Source organism: Paenibacillus sp. FSL R7-0297 (genome assembly GCF_038009025.1).
GTDB lineage: Bacteria > Bacillota > Bacilli > Paenibacillales > Paenibacillaceae > Paenibacillus_AQ.
Map to the genome: position 1 here is coordinate 5,146,624 of NZ_JBBPAQ010000001.1, position 18,447 is coordinate 5,165,070.

General features: G+C 52.5%; 24 protein-coding genes. 2 read left to right on the forward strand and 22 right to left on the reverse strand.

The window, feature by feature from the left end; all coding sequences use genetic code 11:
• Positions 1-112: 112 nt before the first annotated feature.
• The 10 genes from rnc to MKZ24_RS22530 form a co-directional block, all read right to left on the reverse strand.
• On the reverse strand, positions 113-817 hold the full coding sequence (gene rnc, locus MKZ24_RS22485) for a ribonuclease III (protein ID WP_042236118.1): 705 nt from the start codon (positions 815-817) through the stop codon (positions 113-115).
• 12 nt (positions 818-829) lie between these two features.
• A complete protein-coding gene (fabF, locus tag MKZ24_RS22490) occupies positions 830-2,068 on the reverse strand; it encodes a beta-ketoacyl-ACP synthase II (RefSeq protein WP_081956512.1) in 1,239 nt (412 codons plus the stop codon).
• A 220-nt stretch (positions 2,069-2,288) separates the two neighbouring features.
• On the reverse strand, positions 2,289-2,522 hold the full coding sequence (locus MKZ24_RS22495) for an acyl carrier protein (protein ID WP_039307421.1): 234 nt from the start codon (positions 2,520-2,522) through the stop codon (positions 2,289-2,291).
• A gap of 120 nt (positions 2,523-2,642) precedes the next feature.
• A complete protein-coding gene (fabG, locus tag MKZ24_RS22500; protein WP_340790206.1) occupies positions 2,643-3,392 on the reverse strand; it encodes a 3-oxoacyl-[acyl-carrier-protein] reductase in 750 nt (249 codons plus the stop codon).
• 51 nt (positions 3,393-3,443) lie between these two features.
• A complete protein-coding gene (gene fabD, locus MKZ24_RS22505) occupies positions 3,444-4,367 on the reverse strand; it encodes an ACP S-malonyltransferase (protein ID WP_340786626.1) in 924 nt (307 codons plus the stop codon).
• A 91-nt stretch (positions 4,368-4,458) separates the two neighbouring features.
• Positions 4,459-5,448, reverse strand: a complete 990-nt coding sequence (locus MKZ24_RS22510; protein WP_144026103.1) for a beta-ketoacyl-ACP synthase III — start codon at positions 5,446-5,448, stop codon at positions 4,459-4,461.
• Between the two features lie 8 nt (positions 5,449-5,456).
• Entirely contained in the window at positions 5,457-6,446 is a 990-nt protein-coding gene (plsX, locus tag MKZ24_RS22515; protein WP_042236112.1) for a phosphate acyltransferase PlsX, read from the reverse strand.
• Positions 6,430-7,026, reverse strand: coding sequence for a transcription factor FapR (gene fapR / locus MKZ24_RS22520; RefSeq protein WP_039307413.1), 597 nt, complete (start codon positions 7,024-7,026; stop codon positions 6,430-6,432). The genes plsX and fapR overlap by 17 nt, the downstream gene beginning before the upstream one ends.
• Before the next feature lie 314 nt (positions 7,027-7,340).
• On the reverse strand, positions 7,341-7,514 hold the full coding sequence (gene rpmF / locus MKZ24_RS22525; protein WP_019911234.1) for a 50S ribosomal protein L32: 174 nt from the start codon (positions 7,512-7,514) through the stop codon (positions 7,341-7,343).
• Between the two features lie 53 nt (positions 7,515-7,567).
• Positions 7,568-8,089 carry a YceD family protein gene (locus tag MKZ24_RS22530; protein ID WP_039307410.1) on the reverse strand — a complete coding sequence of 174 codons (522 nt, stop codon included), beginning with the start codon at positions 8,087-8,089 and terminating at the stop codon, positions 7,568-7,570.
• A 204-nt stretch (positions 8,090-8,293) separates the two neighbouring features.
• Here MKZ24_RS22530 and MKZ24_RS22535 point away from each other — a divergent pair, with 204 nt between their 5' ends.
• Positions 8,294-9,532, forward strand: a complete 1,239-nt coding sequence (locus MKZ24_RS22535) for a nucleotidyltransferase (protein ID WP_042236110.1) — start codon at positions 8,294-8,296, stop codon at positions 9,530-9,532.
• Here the strand turns inward: MKZ24_RS22535 and MKZ24_RS22540 are convergent.
• Complete coding sequence (locus tag MKZ24_RS22540) at positions 9,522-10,562, reverse strand: YlbL family protein (protein WP_340786807.1); 1,041 nt, start codon at positions 10,560-10,562, stop codon at positions 9,522-9,524. The genes MKZ24_RS22535 and MKZ24_RS22540 overlap by 11 nt on opposite strands.
• A gap of 160 nt (positions 10,563-10,722) precedes the next feature.
• On the opposite strand from MKZ24_RS22540, the gene MKZ24_RS22545 reads away from it, so the two are divergent.
• Positions 10,723-11,976: a nucleoside recognition domain-containing protein gene (locus MKZ24_RS22545; RefSeq protein WP_042236108.1), complete on the forward strand. Its 1,254-nt coding sequence runs from the start codon at positions 10,723-10,725 to the stop codon at positions 11,974-11,976.
• Here the strand turns inward: MKZ24_RS22545 and coaD are convergent.
• The 11 genes from coaD to MKZ24_RS22600 all read right to left on the reverse strand — a co-directional run bounded on the left by coaD (position 11,948) and on the right by MKZ24_RS22600 (position 18,393).
• Positions 11,948-12,466, reverse strand: a complete 519-nt coding sequence (gene coaD / locus MKZ24_RS22550) for a pantetheine-phosphate adenylyltransferase (protein ID WP_156123140.1) — start codon at positions 12,464-12,466, stop codon at positions 11,948-11,950. The two genes, MKZ24_RS22545 and coaD, sit on opposite strands and share 29 nt — an antisense overlap.
• Positions 12,450-13,058 (reverse strand): 16S rRNA (guanine(966)-N(2))-methyltransferase RsmD, encoded by a 609-nt coding sequence (gene rsmD / locus MKZ24_RS22555; RefSeq protein ID WP_042236104.1) that lies wholly within the window; start codon positions 13,056-13,058, stop codon positions 12,450-12,452. Before rsmD ends, coaD begins: the two co-directional genes overlap by 17 nt.
• 353 nt (positions 13,059-13,411) lie before the next feature.
• Positions 13,412-13,729, reverse strand: a complete 318-nt coding sequence (locus tag MKZ24_RS22560) for a hypothetical protein (protein WP_042236102.1) — start codon at positions 13,727-13,729, stop codon at positions 13,412-13,414.
• Between the two features lie 56 nt (positions 13,730-13,785).
• A complete protein-coding gene (locus MKZ24_RS22565) occupies positions 13,786-15,042 on the reverse strand; it encodes an alpha/beta hydrolase (protein ID WP_340790207.1) in 1,257 nt (418 codons plus the stop codon).
• Positions 15,043-15,161: 119 nt separating this feature from the next.
• Positions 15,162-15,512 (reverse strand): stalk domain-containing protein, encoded by a 351-nt coding sequence (locus tag MKZ24_RS22570; protein ID WP_340786813.1) that lies wholly within the window; start codon positions 15,510-15,512, stop codon positions 15,162-15,164.
• Positions 15,513-15,588: 76 nt separating this feature from the next.
• Positions 15,589-16,053: a GNAT family N-acetyltransferase gene (locus MKZ24_RS22575; RefSeq protein WP_340786818.1), complete on the reverse strand. Its 465-nt coding sequence runs from the start codon at positions 16,051-16,053 to the stop codon at positions 15,589-15,591.
• Positions 16,054-16,105: 52 nt separating this feature from the next.
• Entirely contained in the window at positions 16,106-16,357 is a 252-nt protein-coding gene (locus tag MKZ24_RS22580) for a YjcQ family protein (RefSeq protein WP_340786819.1), read from the reverse strand.
• A gap of 141 nt (positions 16,358-16,498) precedes the next feature.
• On the reverse strand, positions 16,499-16,633 hold the full coding sequence (locus MKZ24_RS22585; RefSeq protein WP_099052468.1) for a sporulation protein YjcZ: 135 nt from the start codon (positions 16,631-16,633) through the stop codon (positions 16,499-16,501).
• Between the two features lie 147 nt (positions 16,634-16,780).
• A complete protein-coding gene (locus MKZ24_RS22590; RefSeq protein ID WP_340786826.1) occupies positions 16,781-17,203 on the reverse strand; it encodes a hypothetical protein in 423 nt (140 codons plus the stop codon).
• Positions 17,204-17,302: 99 nt separating this feature from the next.
• Positions 17,303-17,584: a holin gene (locus MKZ24_RS22595; protein WP_039305999.1), complete on the reverse strand. Its 282-nt coding sequence runs from the start codon at positions 17,582-17,584 to the stop codon at positions 17,303-17,305.
• A gap of 5 nt (positions 17,585-17,589) precedes the next feature.
• Complete coding sequence (locus tag MKZ24_RS22600; RefSeq protein WP_340786831.1) at positions 17,590-18,393, reverse strand: glycoside hydrolase family 73 protein; 804 nt, start codon at positions 18,391-18,393, stop codon at positions 17,590-17,592.
• Positions 18,394-18,447: the final 54 nt, after the last annotated feature.

Here is an 18,447-nt window from a genome sequence, read left to right on the forward strand (position 1 = left end):
TATTTCTGATATCTCGAAAAAGAGCAGCAAAAGTCTGACTTCCGCCTAAACGCCGGCATTCAGACCATTGCTGCTCTACTCCGCTTGCCCAGCTTTGCTGTTCAAGTCTACTTCAGGCACCGTCTTCCTTCAAATGCAATAACGCCGCTGCTGCGGCCTGCTGTTCCGCTTCCTTCTTGGAACGGCCGCTGCCGCTGCCCAGCGAACGGCTGGCCATGAACACTTCAGATACGAATTCGCGCTCGTGCGCCGGTCCGCGCTCTTCAATAATCCGATATTCCAGCGTACCCATGCCATGATGCTGTATCAGTTCCTGAAGCTCTGTTTTGAAATCGCTCATCTGCATTTGCAGCTTACCATCGGTTTCGACCAGCGGGAAAACGTGATTATCCAGAAACTTCCGGGCCGTTTCCAGTCCCTGATCGAGATAAAGCGCTCCCACGAAGGCTTCAAACACATCGGCCAGCAGAGCCGGGCGGGTACGCCCGCCCGTAAGTTCTTCCCCCTTACCCAGCAGCACAAACCGTCCGAAGCCGAGCGTCTCGGCAAACCGGACCAGCGACGGCTCGCATACAATAGCGGCACGCAGCTTGGTCAGTTCACCTTCAGGCCTGTCCGGGAGCAGATTGTACAAATATTCGGACACCGTAAGCTCCAGTACAGCGTCACCCAAAAATTCCAGGCGCTCATTGTCCTGATGCTGATTGAAACGGTGTTCGTTCACATAAGATGCATGGGTAAAAGCCTGCTTCAGAAGTACAGGATCGTGAAATTGGATTTGAAGTTGGCTTTGTAACTGCTTCAGGTCTCCTTTCACTGCACTGTCCCCCTACTTATTATATTTTTTGAGTATAACAGTCGCGTTATGTCCTCCGAATCCGAATGAATTCGACATTGCGATATTCAGATCCGCCTTACGGGGCACATTCGGAACATAATCCAGATCACAATCCGGATCAGGATTGTCCAAATTAATCGTAGGAGCAATCATGCCCTTCTGCAGCGAAAGACCGCAGATAATCGCTTCCACACCTCCGGCAGCGCCAAGCAAGTGGCCTGTCATTGATTTGGTGGAACTGATCGCTACCTTGTACGCGTGCTCACCCAGAGCTTTCTTGACAGCCGCTGTTTCCGATTTGTCGCCTACCGGTGTAGAGGTGCCATGCGCATTGATGTAATCGATATCCTCCGGATTAATTCCGGCATCGCGGATCGCCATCTTCATGCAGCGTGCTGCACCGTCAGGATCAGGCTCGGTCATATGATGGGCATCGGCACTCAGGCCATAACCAATCACTTCGGCGTAAATGTTGGCTCCGCGTTTCTCTGCATGTTCCAGAGATTCGAGAATCAGGATTCCTGCGCCTTCACCCATAACGAAACCGTCACGGTCAACATCGAACGGGCGGCTTGCCTTCTGCGGCTCGTCATTGCGGGTGGACATGGCTCTCATCGCACAAAAGCCTGCCATACCTGTAGGACGGATGGTTGCTTCTGCACCGCCACAGATCATCGCATCCGCATCACCGCGCTGTATCAGCCGGAAGGATTCACCAATGGAATGGCTGCCTGTCGCACAAGCGGTTACCGTCGTTGTATTCGGACCTTTGGCACCGAGATTGATCGACAGCTGGCCGGAGCCCATGTTGGCAATCATCATTGGAATGAAGAACGGGCTGACCCGTTTCGGGCCTTTTTCCAGCAGCAGATTGTGATTGTCTTCCCAAGTACCCAGACCGCCGATACCGGAGCCGACAGAAACGCCGATACGCTCAGCATCGATATCTTCGCCAATCTTCAGTCCGCTGTCCTTCAGGGCTTCTTCGCCGGCAGCAACCGCAAATTGCACGAAACGGTCCATTTTGCGGGCTTCCTTACGGCCGAAATGTTCCTCAGCATTGAAATCCTTAACCGAAGCCGCAATTCGCGTAGTATATTCACTGACATCAAAAGCTTCAACAAGAGATACTCCGGATGTACCGCTCATCAGGCTGTCCCAGAACGTTTCCAGATCCTTGCCCAGCGACGTCATCACTCCCATACCTGTAACAACCACTCTTTGACTCAAACGCGCTCACCCCATCTGTAGGCTGTAATACTTCTACAACATGTAATTGTATTCCGGCCAGAAGTCTATATAAACTGCAGTCGCCGCAAGATTAACCCATCTGCGGTTCTGTTATTTTCCCCATAAAGATGCTCATGCACCCTTTGCTGCTGCCCTTAAATCACCTCAAAATGAGGAGAAGTCCCGCCCTGGCAGGAACGGGACCCTCAATCATATGACTCTAGGTATGAGATTGTATGTACTTCACAACTTCACCCACGGTCGTAATACTCTCTGCATCTTCATCAGAGATTTCCATATCGAATTCATCTTCCAATTCCATAACCAATTCTACTACATCAAGAGAATCAGCACCTAAATCATCTTTGAAAGACGCTTCTAATGTTACCTCAGCTTCATCGGCACCTAAGCGGTCGATGACAATGCGTTTTACACGCTCCAATACATCGGACATCCGGTTCACCTCCTCTTTTGGTATTATACGAGATATGAAGTCAAAATACCATAGAGCATAAAAAACGCTTTCTGGCCGCCTCTGCTCTCTTCCCCCGTAATGATCTGACGCTTAGAAGCCTTACATGTACATTCCGCCATCCACATGAAGTGTCTGACCTGTCATGTAGGCTGCCCCTTCCGAGGCCAGGAATACCGCCGCGTTAGCAATGTCCTCCGCCCGCCCAAGCTTCGCAAGGGGAATCCCCTTGATCAGCTCACTGCGGACTTCATCGGACAGCTCGCGGGTCATATCGGTATCGATGAACCCTGGCGCAATGCAGTTCACGGTAATTCCCCGTGAAGCCAGCTCGCGTGCCGCGGATTTCGTCATCCCGATAACCCCTGCCTTGGCAGCCGTATAGTTCACCTGACCGGGATTACCCGTCACACCCACGACAGAGGAAATATTGATGATCCGGCCGTAACGCTGCTTCATCATCGGACGTGTCGCTGCCTTCAGACAATTGAACACACCCTTCAGATTCGTCTCGATGACCTGGTCGAATTCTTCCTCTTTCATGCGCATAATCAGATTATCCCGGGTAATGCCGGCATTATTCACAAGAATATCAATTTTTCCCCAAGTGTTAATAACCTCTTTCATGAGGTTCTCCGCCTGTTCGCTGTTACCGACATTCCCTTGCAGAGCAATTCCTTCCGAGCCCAGCTCCTGAATCCGGGCTACAGTTTCCTCTGCCGACTGAAGGCTACCCGAGTAGTTCACGGCAACCTTCACGCCCTGCTCCGCCAGTGCCAGTGCAATAGCACGGCCAATCCCCCGGGAACCGCCGGTAACCAGGGCGGTCTGACCTTTGAGTGCTGCAAACATTTCCAGTTGTCCCCCTTCAATAATCATGCCGCTATTCTCATGTCAAGCGGATTACCAGCCAGTCTGAGCGCTCTCAAGGCTGTTGATATTCACGAGCTTAACATTTTTGTCAATTTTGCGGATCAGGCCTGCCAGCACGCTGCCGGAGCCGATCTCTACAAAAGTGTCCACGCCGTCTGCAATAAGCCATTCCACGCTGTCCTGCCAGAGTACAGGAGAGAATACCTGCGCTACCAGCAGATTACGGATCTCTTCCGGATCCGTTACCGGGGCAGCTGTGACATTGACGATTACCGGCATAACAGGAACGTTAAAGGTTACTTTCTGCAGCTCTGCAGCCAGCTGTTCAGCGGCTTCCTTCATTAATGAGGAGTGGAACGGGCCGCTGACCTCCAGCGGAATTGCCCGTTTGCCGCCTGCTTCCTTAACGCGCTGCACCACTTCATTCACGCCAGCCACGGTGCCGGAAACCACGATCTGTCCCGGGCAGTTGACGTTAGCCAGCTCAACGGAATTGCCAGCCTCTGAAATACTGCGGCAAAGTTCCGTGAGGGCCGCACGGTCTGCGCCAAGTGTAGCAGCCATAGCCCCTTGTCCTCCTGGTACAGCTTCTTCCATGAATTGTCCGCGCAGACGGACCAGCCGCACTGCATCCTCATAAGAGAGGACCCCGGCGGCTACAAGAGCGCTATATTCACCAAGACTGTGACCTGCTACATAATCAGGCGTTACCCCTAAATCCCGCAGTGCTTCCAGATAAGCCACACTGGCTGTAACCAATGCCGGCTGTGTATTGACAGTCTGCTTAAGCTCGCTCTCAGGTCCTTCAAATATAAGCTTACTTAGCGGAAATCCAAGTACTTCGTCACCCTTTTCAAATACTGCACGGCTCTGCGGCAGGGCTTCATATACATCCTTACCCATACCAACTGCCTGTGCACCCTGACCGGGAAAGACAAATGCGATTTTACCCATGATGCTTAAAAGCTCCCTTCCCGTTAACAGCGGCTCCTCCCGCCTTACGCCCGGATAGAACCGCTTCGTTCTGTTAGTATTGCCCTGTTCTTTACCAGATCAGTACGGAAGCTCCCCAGGTGAGTCCGCCGCCGAAGCCGACCATAAGCACCGTGTCGCCTTCCTTCATCCGGCCTTCCTCTGCTGCTTCCACAAGTGCCAGCGGAATGGACGCCGCTGAAGTATTCGCATATTTATCAACGTTGATAACACATTTCTCAGGCGGCAGATCCAGACGCTGCATCGCCGATTGAATAATCCGGATGTTAGCCTGGTGAGGCACGAACAAGTCGATATTCTCCTTGGTCAATCCCGCTTTGGTTAGCACACGTTCCGTAGCCGTCCCCATTACACGCACCGCAAATTTGAATACTTCACGGCCGTTCATATAGATGAAATGCTTCTTGTCTTCTACCGTCTGCTGGGAAGCCGGCAGACGTGAACCGCCTGCTTCCATCTTGAGCAGGCTGCCGCCGGAACCTTCAGCGCCAAGATCGAAGGACTGGAAGCCGCGGCCTTCCGGAACTTCACCTACAATGACTGCGCCGGCACCATCACCGAACAGTACACAAGTGTTGCGGTCTGTATAATCCGTGATGCGCGACAATGTGTCAGCACCAATAACAAGCGCATTGTTATACATTCCGTTCTGGATAAAGCCGGTTGCCGTAGCCAGACTGTAGACGAAACCGGAGCAGGCTGCCGACAGGTCAAAGGCCGCAGCCCCCTTAGCGCCCAGCTTGTCCTGAAGAATACAGGCTGTGGATGGGAAAGTGCTGTCCGGTGTAACTGTGGCTACAATAATAAGATCAAGCTCTTCCGCCTTCATGCCAGCGGATTCCAGTGCCTTCAGCGCTGCTTCATAAGCAAGATCGGATGTGGCTTGTTCCGGAGCTGCAATATGCCGTTCCCGGATTCCTGTACGGCTGACAATCCATTCATCGTTTGTGTCGACGATCTTCTCCAGATCGCTGTTGGTCAATATTCTCTCGGGTACATATTTCCCTGTACCAATGATTCCTACCGGACGTAATTGTTTCATATCGTCACTCACTTCCCGCTAATTTCTCTGGATATACTGGCTACCAGATCCGCCTGCAGTGCAATCCGGGCCTGCCTTACCGCATTCTTCACCGCGTTGCCGTCGGAGGAGCCATGCCCCTTCACTACGAGACCGCTAAGACCGAGCAGCGGCGCTCCGCCGTGCTCCTTATAATCCATTTTGCCCTTCAGACTTCTAAGCTCCGGCATCAGTATGGCTGCGCCCAGCTTGGTCTTAAGCGACTTGCTGAATTGCTCCTTCAGCAGAGAGAACATGGCTCCTGCCGTTCCTTCCAGCGTCTTCAGAAGGATATTGCCGGCAAACCCGTCACAGACCAGCACATCGCAGGCTCCCGTGAGCACATCCCGCGCCTCCACATTGCCGACAAAATGAATGCCAGTCAAAGCTTCAAGCAGCGGATAAGCTTCTTTGGTCAGCTCATTCCCCTTGCCAGGCTCAGTCCCTACGTTCAGCAGGCCTACCCGGGGCTTCGCAATGCCATGGACCTTATTACGGTATATGCTGCCCATCAGGGCATATTGGGCCAGATGCTGCGGTTTGGCATCCATATTGGCACCCAGGTCTAGGGCTAATACGCCGACATCATCCAGCGTTGGTATCATCGGTGCCAGGGCAGGACGTTCTATACCCTGCATTCTTCCCACAACCAGCAGCCCCGTAGTCATAAGTGCTCCGGTATTGCCGGACGAGATCATGGCATCGGCCTCACCTTCGCGCACCATCCGTCCGGCGACTACCATGGACGAATCCTTTTTACGGCGGACTGCCTTCACCGGCTCCTCATCGGAACCGATCACATCCCCTGCATGACGCACCGTCACATTGGACGGCTTGTTCTTGAGCAGCGGCGCAAGTCTGGCTTCATCACCGACCAGCACGATCTGCGTATCACTCCACTCCGCAGCTGCGGCCAGGGCCCCTTCTACATTACACTCAGGAGCATTATCCCCGCCCATGGCATCAATGGCGATCAGCACTCCGGTTTCCCCCTTCGCTGTACTCTTCAATTGCAGAACGGTACACTACAAAATGGCCTTGAAATACCAGTTCTTCTCCAACATATGTAAACACGTCCACCTCAGCTTTGCCGTTCCGGCCCGCAAGCGAGCGTACCTGCGCTTTGGCGATACATTTCTCACCCAGCCGGACCATGCGCACGAACCGGATATCGGCTGAAGCGGTCAGGGCAATTTCATCATTGATAACAGCAACTGCCAGCGAATTCGCCTGGCCGAAGACATAATGGCCGCGGGCAATCCCGTTTCTGGAGAAAACATGCTCTTCACGGATCTCAAAAATAGAAATCCCGCTCCGGTCCAGCTGCAAATCGACTATGTCACCAACCACTTCATCAACAGGCAGGGAACGGACCTGATCATAGGAGTGCTCTGCCATTTGCTTCATCCGTTCACGCAGCTCCGGAATCCCCAGCTCCATCCGATCCAGCCGGATCGTCTGAATGCTCACCTTCAGCTGGCGGGTCAATTCCCGGTCCGTTACAAAAGGATTACCTTCAATGATTGAGAGCAGCTGCTGCTGCCGTTCTTTCTTGGACAACCGTTCGATGGCGACTCACCTCCTGGCACATGCCTCTACTGAAAAGCATCCGGCCGCAAGAGTGGCCGCTTGTAGTTATAATTCTCTGTTCTTAATTAACAATTAGAACCAGGTACTAATATGTAGTATAAAGCATGACGCCGCAAAAATAAAGCTTTGACTTGAAAACCGGCGCAAACCCGCAGCGGACTTGGGGAAACAGTACGGGAAACAGAAGGATGAACTATCATGTGAAGCATATAAATTCATATATCCCCAAAAAAATAGCACTTCACCGGCAGATGAAGTGCTACTCTTATATGCAAATATGCAAACTATTGTTTGATGATCTCTCTTGCTTTGTATGTTCCGCAAACTTTGCATACGTGGTGAGCCAGTTTCAGCTCTCCGCATTGTTCACATTTCACCATACCTGGAACTACCAGTTTAAAGTGAGTACGACGCTTGTCACGGCGTGTCTTGGACGTTCTGCGTTGTGGTACTGCCATGTTAATCAACCTCCTGATTTTGGTTTTGACCCGTTATAGCCCGGGATTTGTTCTTAGTTATCTTGCTTGGTAAAGAATCCTTTCAACCCAGCGAGTCTTGGATCGATCACTGTGTTGTCGCAACTGCAGGTGCCTTCGTTCAAGTTCTGTCCGCATTTCTGACAAAGACCAAGACAGTCTGCCTTGCACAATACCGAATCCGGTAAGTGCAGTACGAAATTTTCTTCCACATAGGGGATAAGATCCACAATCTCATCCTTGATGTAAATGAGTTCCTCACCTTCATCTTCCGGAAGAATTGGCTGTTTAAGCCACTTGAAAGTCTCAGCGAAAGGAATGTTCAGCTTACTGTTAACCTCCGTGAGACAACGTGAACATAACATGTCCACTTCTCCACTCAGTGTTCCCACCACGTTCACACTATCGGTTCCCGCGGGCAGCGCTTTAAGGTCTACTGAGAGTGGTGCAACAGCAAGAATATCCTTGCGCCCTTTGACAACCTCACTGACATCCACAACATCGTGGAGGACCAGGGGCTCGTCGGCATTCGCTAATTTGCGAAAGTGAATGTTCATAGTTATCACTCCAAACAAACAAAATTTATTATACCTATTATTACCGAACTTTGTCAACCATTTTTCCTTTATATTGTTTCAGGCACAGAGACAATTTATGATATAGATAAGTTTAATGCAAGAAATCTGCAAAAAACGGGAAGGAATGAGTCTGAATCCGGAACCCGAATCGTCAGATATCCCAGAATAGGGCGTGAAGCAAACGTGACAACTGTAGGCATTATAGCCGAATATAACCCTTTACATAACGGGCATGTCCACCATTTCAGCGAGGCCAAAAGAATCTCCGGAGCCGAAAGCTCCATCGTCATCATGAGCGGCCCGTTCACCCAGCGCGGCGAGCCGGCGGCGGTCAGCAAGCGTGCCCGCACCGAGATGGCGCTGCATATGGGCGCCGACCTCGTGATTGAGCTGCCGGTGGCTTATGCCGTACAGCCGGCGGAATGGTTCGCCTTCGGAGCGGTATTCCTGCTGGAGGCTACCGGCGTCGTGGACAGCCTGTGCTTTGGCTCCGAAGCCGGCACTTTGGGCGCGCTGCTGCCCTTGGCCGGATTCCTGGCCGAGGAGAGCAGCGCGCTTAAGGACGAGATCCGCGCGCGCATGGCACAAGGTGCGGGATTCCCCGCCGCATACAGCGCAGCTGCGGCGGCAGCCTGGGGGGAGACTCCCGCCGGGAACGGGAGTCCCCTTGATGCCGAGGCGCTGCTGCGGCAGCCGAACAACAGCCTCGGCCTGCACTACCTGATCGCGCTGCAGCGGCTCGGCAGCGCGATCAGGCCCTTCACCGTGCCGCGGACCGGCGCGGGCTTCCACGACCCGCTGCAGGGCGGGTCGTCCATTGCCAGTGCGACAGCAATCCGCAGGCTGCTGCGGGAAGGCGGCTCTCCGGCGGCATACATGCCGGAGTATAGCGTGTCCATCCTGGAGAGAGAGCATGCAGCGGGCCGGGGGCCGGTTACGCTCGAGGACTTCCAGACTCCGCTGCGCCACGTGCTCTCCACACACTCAGCCGCTGAGCTGCGAACGGTGCAGGATATGAATGAAGGGCTGGAGAACCGGATACTCCGCATCCTTCCCCAGCTCGGCAGGTTCACGGTCGCCGGTCTTCTGCAGGAGCTGAAGAGCAGACGTTACACCCATACACGGCTGCAGCGTCTGCTGCTTCATACCTTGCTGAATCACAGCAAAGAAGAAATGACCCCGGCCGCACTGGCCCAGGGTCCGGGTTATATCCGGGTTCTTGGCTTCCGGGAGAGCGGCCGCAGGCTGCTGAAGCAAATGAAGCAGCGCGCGGCACTTCCGGTGGTCACAAGCCCTGCCCGCTTCTCCCATCCTATGCTGGAGCGGGATCTGCAGGCGGCAGCTGTGTTCGCCGCTGCTTATGCCGATCCCGCACGAAATGATCTGTACAGCGATTATCTGGAGCCGCCGGTCAGGATTTGATGACCGGCTGTTCTTCCATATATTTCAGCGCATCAGACAGAGTCGATACCGGAATCAGCTTCATGTCCGTGCCGATCTGGTCAGCTTTTGCCTTGGCTTCCTCATAGTTTTTGACTGGAACGAAGAAGAATTCGGCACCTTTGCGGTCAGCAGCCACAATCTTATGCTTCACTCCGCCGATCGCTCCCACATTTCCCTCAGCATCAATTGTACCTGTACCCGCTACCCGGTGGCCCTTGGTCAAATCTCCCGGAGTGAGCCGGTTATAGATTTCCATGGTGAACATCAATCCTGCGGAAGGTCCTCCTACATTCGTATCCACAAAACTGACGCCTTTCCCCTCTTCTTTAGGCTGTACCTTCTGAACAGCTCCGATAACAACCCCGAAGCCAGGCCGTCCGGCCGAGGTTTCTTTATCCTTAACCTCCACCAGCTTCACCTGCTCGGAAATTTCCTTGCCTCCACGCTGCAGGACTACCTCAACGGTATCGCCGATTTTGTATGCAGACAGCAAGGCAGACAGAGCCGCCGGATCAGCTGCGTGCTGTCCTTTTACACTGATAATCTTGTCGCCCGGCTTAAATTGGCCCTGATTGGTTGCGTCCGGCACTGAGAACACGTACAAATAATCCACAACATCCTCATACGGCACTTTGGCAGCATGATAAGCGGCCTGTACAGCATAAGACTGTGAACTGTTCATATAAAAGACCTGCTCAGCCGCGTATTCCTGCTCCGTCTTATCCTGCAGGCGGGTCTCTTTCAGGACAACCTCCGCATTCGAGTTAAATACGGAGGCGACCAGAAGCGCCACATTGGCATAACTGGCAGATACGGTAGTCATCATGAACATGCCCTGCTCCGCGGGATCAGCATTCTCCACCTTGATCATCGGGGCTACCTCGGAGGCGCTTCCCGGCTGATACACAATATACGGAGTATTCATAAAGACAGCAACATAGAGAATGACCACAAATGTAAATAAGTAGGCTGTGGCGCGGATACCCACACGGCGTTTCTGTTGCCTCAAGTCTCTTCCCCTTCTTTCCCGCGGCATGCAGCCCCGGCATTGGAATGTGCTGCCAGGAGCCGGGAGCTTCTCTCCGGCTGTGGCATGATGGTTGTCTCCCCTGCATAAATTGATAACAAGCTCTGCCCATGTCCTAAGCTATGAAGAGGTGATGCTACTAATGATTAACTTTACAATACGGCGGTTCTTCCGGGGTTCGGCTCCATTCCTATCAGGGGCGGCTGCGATCCTGCTCGCAATAGCGATCGTCTTGGCACCGGAATCCTCATTTAAGGCTTCCCTTGCGGGACTGAAGCTCTGGTGGTCCCTTGTCTTCCCGGCACTGCTGCCATTCCTGATCCTGTCAGAGATGCTGACCGCTTCAGGGTTCGTGCATGGCATTGGCGTCCTGCTGGAGCCGCTGATGAAACGCCTGTTCCGGCTTCCCGGAGCAGGCGGCTGGACGCTTGTGCTCGGAATCACCGCCGGCTTCCCGGCCGGAGCCGGAGCGGTGATGCAGCTGCATAAGCAGGGGGACATCACGGACAAGGATGCCGGACGGCTGGCCTCCATGGTCCATTATGCCAGCCCGGTTACACTGCTTATAGTCGTCGGCACCGCTTTTCTGCACAGTCCGGCAGCCGGATACGCCCTGCTTGCCATTCACTGGCTCTCAGGCCTTGCCGCCGGATGGCTATCCGCTCTCTTCAGCGGAACGCGGAAGAGTAGCGGGGCCGCCGCCACTGTCAGCAGACTGCCAGGCAGCGGCCCGCACGCCAAAAAAGCATCCTTGCCCGGGCGAATCCATCAGGCGGCACTGGATGCCCGCGCGAGAGACGGACGGGGCTTCGGCAAAGTGCTGGGCGAATCTGTATCCGCCGCTGTCCAGAATCTGATGATCGTAGGCGGCTATATGATCATGTTCGCAGTAGTTATTAACATCATCACCAGGCTGCTGCCGCAGCTCCCGTCTCCGCTGGCTGCCGGAGTGCTAGAGATTCACCTAGGTGCCCATGCGGTAACCTCAGATTCGGCCAGCCCTGGAGGGTTCTTGTCCGGCAGTCTTCTCGGTCCCGCTTTGCTGTCAGCTCTGCTTGCCTGGAGCGGAATCTGCGCCCAGCTTCAGGCGCTGACTTTGCTTAAACCGGCGAATGTCCGCTTTCTCCCGTTTGCTGCAGTTCGGTTATTGCATGGACTAACCGCCTTTGCCTTAACCCTACTGCTCTGGAAGCCGCTCGTAAATATCCGCGCCGCTGTACTTCCGGTCTTCACCAGTACCGGTTCAGACAGTCTGGAAACCGGTTTAGGCTCTGCAACCGGAATATGGGGCTTGTTCCCTCAGATTCTTAGTCTGCAGGGACTAATACTCCTGCTCCTGCTAAGCTTATCAGTAGCTCTAAAGCTTTTTACTTGGCGCCGCCATCCATCCGTTTGAACTTAAGCTTCATGGCCTGTTCCACTTCAGGCGTTACAAAATCCGAGACGTTCCCGCCAAAGTGGGCAATTTCCTTAACCACACTTGAGCTAAGATAGGAATATCTCGGATTGGTCATCATAAATATCGTTTCTGCTTCGGGATCCAGATTATGATTAATCGATGCATTCTGCAGCTCATACTCAAAGTCGGTGACCGTACGGATACCCCGTACAATCACCTGTGCATCCTTTTGCCGGACATAATTAACGAGCAGATCACGGAAGCTGTCGATCTCTACATTCGGGATGTCCGCTGTAGCCTGGCGCAGAAGCTCTGTACGCTCCTCGACTGAAAATAACGGATTCTTGCTTAAATTGTTCAGCACCGCCACAATCAGCCTGTCGAACTGTTTCGCTGCACGGTGAATAATATCCATATGTCCCAGGGTTACCGGATCAAAGGTTCCGGGATAGATTGCCACACGCTCTTTTCTAATTTGCAGACTCATCATTAACCTCCTCGCCACTGACGGCAACTTCCGGCAGAGCAGCTTCATACTGATAGATTGAGATCGTAGTCTCTCCATATACGGATTGCCGTGTCCTGCTGAATCCCGGTATATTCTCCGGATATTCATAACCCGATTCATGCTCAAGCACAATTACGGCATCAGGCTTCAGCAGATTCTTGGCTGCCATCGTCATCATAAGCTCATCCCCGTGCTTCAGACGATACGGTGGGTCCAGAAAAACAAGATCAAACGCTCTCCCCCGCTTCTCCAGCGCAGCCAGTGCCCTTCCGGCATCATTGCGGTAGACTTCGGCCTGCGACTCCACCTTGGCTGCCTTTAGATTCGCCCGCACAGTGTCGAGCGCCTTCTGCTCCATATCCACAAATACGGCGGCTTCCATCCCTCTGCTCAAGGCCTCAATCCCAAGCCCTCCGGTACCGGCATACAGATCCAGTGCCGTTCCGCCTTCAAAATAAGGCCCGATCATACTGAATAAGGCTTCCTTCACTTTATCGGTTGTAGGCCGGGTGCCATTGCCTGGAACACTCTTAAGCGGCCTGCCCTTTGCAGTGCCCGATATTACTCTCACCGATCATCCACCTGCTTTTATGTCTCTATTTATTATGCCGTTTCAGGGCACAAGTCCAAGCCTATAGTACCACAATTATTCCGTGAAATAAAAAGATTGTCCGACTTTGTCACAATGCGCAGTTCAGAAGTTTTGGAGAATGGATGTATAAAAGTCCGGCAACCGGGCCATCATGTAACTATCGACATCGCAAAATGTCGTAGACAACCGCGGAGCAGGCTTACGTTTCCCCATAAGCTCTTCGTCCGGTTTCTCCTCTCCCATGAAAGAGGCTCCCGAAAGGGAGCCTCGATTTTTTGTGTTGGGAAACCTATAAGAAAAGCCCGGCACCATGCAGTGCCGGACTAAGCAATTTATTTAATTCGTTTAATGAGAGCCTCTTGCTCAATCGAGCGTGCCGACAGCAGTTCGATGATCCGATGCTGATTCTCCAGAATGGACTCCATCCGGATCACCCGTTCATTGGTATCCAATACCGCACGTTTAATCAATTCCTGATCCTGCTTCAATATTTGCACATCTTGCTTCAGCGTCTGTTGATCCTGCTTCACTAATTGAACTTCCTGCTTCAAGCCGGTCTGTTCAGTCTCAATCCGTTCCAAGCGCTCATTCACAGGCTCTAATTCTTCACGAATGACGGATCTTAACAACATTGCCAGATCATTATCCATGCATCCCGCTCCTTAAAACTTAATAAATAGATTGTACCAGAACCAAGCTTCTTATTCTACCTGCTCTGCTTCAAAATCCATCGCCCCATATCTTTAATCACCTGGGCATCGACCATACCGGGGACATTGTATTCATCCGGTGTTCCTGCCCCCGCTCCGTCATAATCAACGAAGAAATGATTCAGGCCCGGATACAGCTTGAACTCTGCCAAGCTATTATTCTTCAGAACATCCTTCCAGAGCGGATAATCCACGTCCGCATAGACCTGGAAATCATCGCTTCCCTGCAACACAAGCACAGGTTTCGTAAGCTTCCGGCCCAGCTCGGCGGTACTGTGCTGATCCATTTCCTTGAAGTAATACGCCGCTGCACCAAACACAGCCGGAGCAGCTTTGGCCTGCTCTTCTGTCAGTGCCGACAGCGCCTTGGCTTTGGCCAGCTCCGCATTCACGCCGGCAGCGGCTTCTGCCTTAGCAGGAATAGCATCATCCAGCCTGGAGATCACTCTCATATTCTGGTCGTAGATAATCTCCCACAAGCTTCGCGGTGAGCCGGCAAGCAGGATTAACCCGGCGAAGTTGCCGCCATCCGCATCAATTCTCGGGCCCAGCATCCCGCCCAGGCTGTGCCCGGCAAGATATACCTGCACAGCATCCATACGCTTGTCCTGCTTAAGCAGAGCTGCCGCTGCAATGGCATCTTCAACCGTTTCTTCCTTAACGGTAACCGATGCGGCGGCACTTCCCATGAATTCCTGCGGATAGCTGTAGCCCCGCTTGTCATAACGCAGAACTGCAATTCCCTGTTCTGCAAGACCATACGCTATATCACGGAAGGGCTTGTACGCATATGCTGCTTCATTAAGATCAGAAATACCTGAACCGTGCACCAGTACTACAGAAGGCAAAGGCTTCCCGGTTGCTTTGGGGAGAGTCAGAATGCCCTTAAGCGGATGTGAGGTCCCTGCTCCTACTGTAACTGCTTCTTCGGTAACACCTGCCGGCAGAGCCAGCTCCGGCGCTGCTTGCGGATCTTCGTACGGAGTAAACCACAGCCCCTGAATCTGGCCGCTGCTGTTGACTGTAAACTTCACCGTGAGCTTTCCATGTGCAAATACAGCGATACCGGACAGAGAATACCGCCCATTGTCACGGCTGCTTTTCAGCGAATCGACCTTACCATACTCTCCATAAGCAGCAGTAAAGCTCTCCCAGACCTGTTGAAGTTTAAGACTCGACAAGTTTTTCCTCACCTCTGTGCTGAAGAACCGGTCTGATAATGCTTCATACTGGCCGGAAGCAAGCAGCTTCATTACTGACTCGGTGTAATTCTGCGGTGTGCTTATTTCTGCCTGGCCAGAGCCCGGACCGGGCTTAGTAATATAGCCGATCTCGTCCAGTAGCGGCAACGGTACATAAATTCGATTGTTCTTCAGAACAGCTGACCTTCAATGGTAAGTGTATCCTTTCCATTTAAGATAAACTGACCGCCTTCCAGCTTCATCAAGAGCTCTGTACCGCTGAGCTTGATTTGCAGACTGGAGCTCTCTTTTATGTAAGCCGTCTCAAACCCCAAAGCTTCCCCTGCCTGACGGACAGGCACCATGATCATTGTACCCTCCAGATATGGCGCCTCGGCTGCGGGGAACTTCAATACTTCACCGTTCACACTCAGAGTTACTTTGTTATCCGCTGCCTGCGCTACCCGCGGTGTGACAAAGCCCGCTGATAACAGCAGAGAGCAGGCCAGCATGGACAACAAGAATCGTTTGGGTCTTCTCATGGATTACAACTCCCTTCAATACTCACATCCTTTTGTTTATACGGAGCATTTGGCAGATAGTTACATAATCCCAAATTTATTTCCCGCCATTCAAGTCCTGTGATAACCGCACCATATCCCTGCAATGTATGCCATTTTCGTATATAATCTCCGCGTAATGTCTGGTGAAAAAATCAAAATCTACGCCAACGATCCGAAAGCCGCATTTTTGATATAACGCCAGCTGCCCCAAGCTTGAATTCCCCGTTCCCAGTTCAATAGTTGTATAGCCCGTTTGCCTCGCTGTCTCAATGGCGCGCTGCACCAACATCTTGCCGATCCCTTGACCCTGATGCTCTTCAGCAACCGCCACATTCACCAGCTCGGCTGTATCCGGCCGGGTAGGCAGCAGCACATACACACCCAATAACTCCTCATCCTGGACGGCAATATAGCAGTCTCCTCTTTTGAGGTAGTCCTTCACCAATGATTCGGACGGATCGGCGGACAGCAGCAAATCCATCGGCGGCAATTCGCCGGGCAGCAATTTTCTGATATCCATACAAGCCCCCTTGTGCTGAAACATCAAATTCTGTATCTCAGTCAGCGTAAATTCAAATTCTGCCCGATTCTTTCAGTAGAATAAAATCATGGCCGCGGCGGGTCAGCTTCATTCCGGTAGTCCGGACAGTTACAGTACCATTGCCGGCTCTCGGGAAGCTCACATTCTCCACCATCCGGCTGTCCACAAGCTCCTCCATAATATCGGCATACTCTGCGGCCTCCAGCCCCATTTCATCCTGACCGACCGGCTTGCCCAATTCAATCCGCTTAAGTATGGCATAGACCAATTCCTTCTCTTCCATGAAGCACCTCTTTCATCACTGCATTGATTGCCATGAAGACAATGACTACTATTATCGCATATTCCTGCCAGACATAGCTAATCAGAAAAAAAGCGCAGTCCCAAGGCCTTTGCCCAGGACTGCGCTGATTGACGTTAAGGTCTAGTAGAAGCAGGCACTCAGAATAATAACCAGCAGGATATAAAGTACCAGAATCGCACCGGTTGAAGTCCAAGGACTTACCGGAACCACATTAACGCCGCCTACATTACCACCGTATCCGCAATCTGCACCCATGAGATTACCTCCTTCAAAATGATGACTACAGAACAGAATATGAGCAGAATGCCTTAACAGATTGGGCGAAACGGTCAAAATTTGGGGGTATGTACAAGGGCATCCTGCCCGGTCAACCGAACCGGACAGGATGCATGAATCTAAGGATTAATCGGAAACCAGAATTCCGTCAAAGCTCTCAGGACCTACACGAACCGTACCGAGAAGGCTAGAGGAGATAAATGCAGTATAAGTCAGCTGCGGAGTAATCGGCGGAATGAAGTCATCCGCAGAGAAGGTGATAACCTGTGGAGCCAGCACACTAAGGCTGAAAGTAGAGGTAGCGGAGTACACTAAAGGATCCGTGGGCAACGTTCCTCTAACGATTGAAATAGTAATCCCAACGAGTGCAAGCGGAAGCTGTACACTTACAGTACCCTTCATTATGACTCGTGGGTTAGTGGTTACACCCTCTGTGATAATACCAATCTGCCCGAACAGCTGCGGAGTATCAACCACCAGAATCGGTATTGCAATAGAGTTGGCAGTACTGGCATTCTGCGAAGTTCTTCCATCAACATAAGTTCCCATATCAAGCACCTCCTTTCTTCATATATGTGTATTAACAAGTCCCCAGAATTGCTTGGATATAACGCCAACGCACATCTCCCCATAGTACGAGCAGCCTGCTTAATCTTCCTTGGTGGTCCCTCCACGCTTGTTAAAGGCCAGTTCAAACAATCCAGTTGCCGACAATCCCGCAAGCCCGCCTGCCCATAAACGCAGAATAAGGTTCATGTCTGTAAAAGGATAGGCTACAGCTCCGACCAGCAGACCAATTCCCAGTCCCACTGCGGGAACAACGTTGCGCGGAAGGTTCACACTGTTCTTCACCAGTTGAACCAGCGCCATCACAAAGACGGCCAACAGCGACGCAAACGCCAGCACATTGTTAAGCGCATCGTTATACATAAGGTCTACACCTCCTTCCTGGTAACCAGCAGTCCGGCCCTGTTCAACACCGTCAATATCCGGTAGAAATCATAGCTTCCTCCTGTAGGGGAATCGAGCAGTCCCGCTGCTACCGCTACCTGAACCGCCGGCTCTGCCCAGGCAGGTGTGCTTACTGCAGCACGGCCTTCTATTGCGGTAAGCCGTTCTGCTACTCCTTTAATTGACTGTCCCTGTTCCAGAACACCCGTTTTGAGCGTATCCCGGCTTACGGTAAGTCCTGCCAGCAATCCCCGCATCTCCTGAAGCTCCGTTTCCAAAGCCGCAAGCCTTTGTTTATCTTCAATCGACATCTCCTCATCCTCCTTCAGCTCATCATATTGATACAAGTTATATGCATCCATAATCTGAATCAGCTTTGACGCGTAGTTCGGATCGGTCGCGTACCCAGCAGCGGCGATCTCCCTGGAAGCCGTTCTGCCGTCCGCTCCAATCACCTTGCTGTATAAGGCCCGGTTCCAGGATACGCCCTGGGCAATCAGGGCAGAGTGGTCAGCCACAGATTCGCCCCAGTTATTGTAGGCCCTGAAAAGCGCAGATACCTGCACAGCTTGGCCGTTCCTATATTCCGTAGTCCGGATTGACAAGCTTCCGGCGGGGCCGCTGCCTTTGATGCCAAACAGGTTATTCGCCTTTACAGTCAGACTGCTGTTCCCCCAGCCGGATTCCAGCGCGGCCTGGGCAATTGTCAGGGAAGCCGCAATATGACTGCGGTGCATATCAGCCACGGCAAAGGAGACCATTCGGTTGATAAACTCAGAATCCGTCATTTCATCACATCCCTTCCTACTATATTAAATGCTCGTTCAGTTATGCTGCCTGTG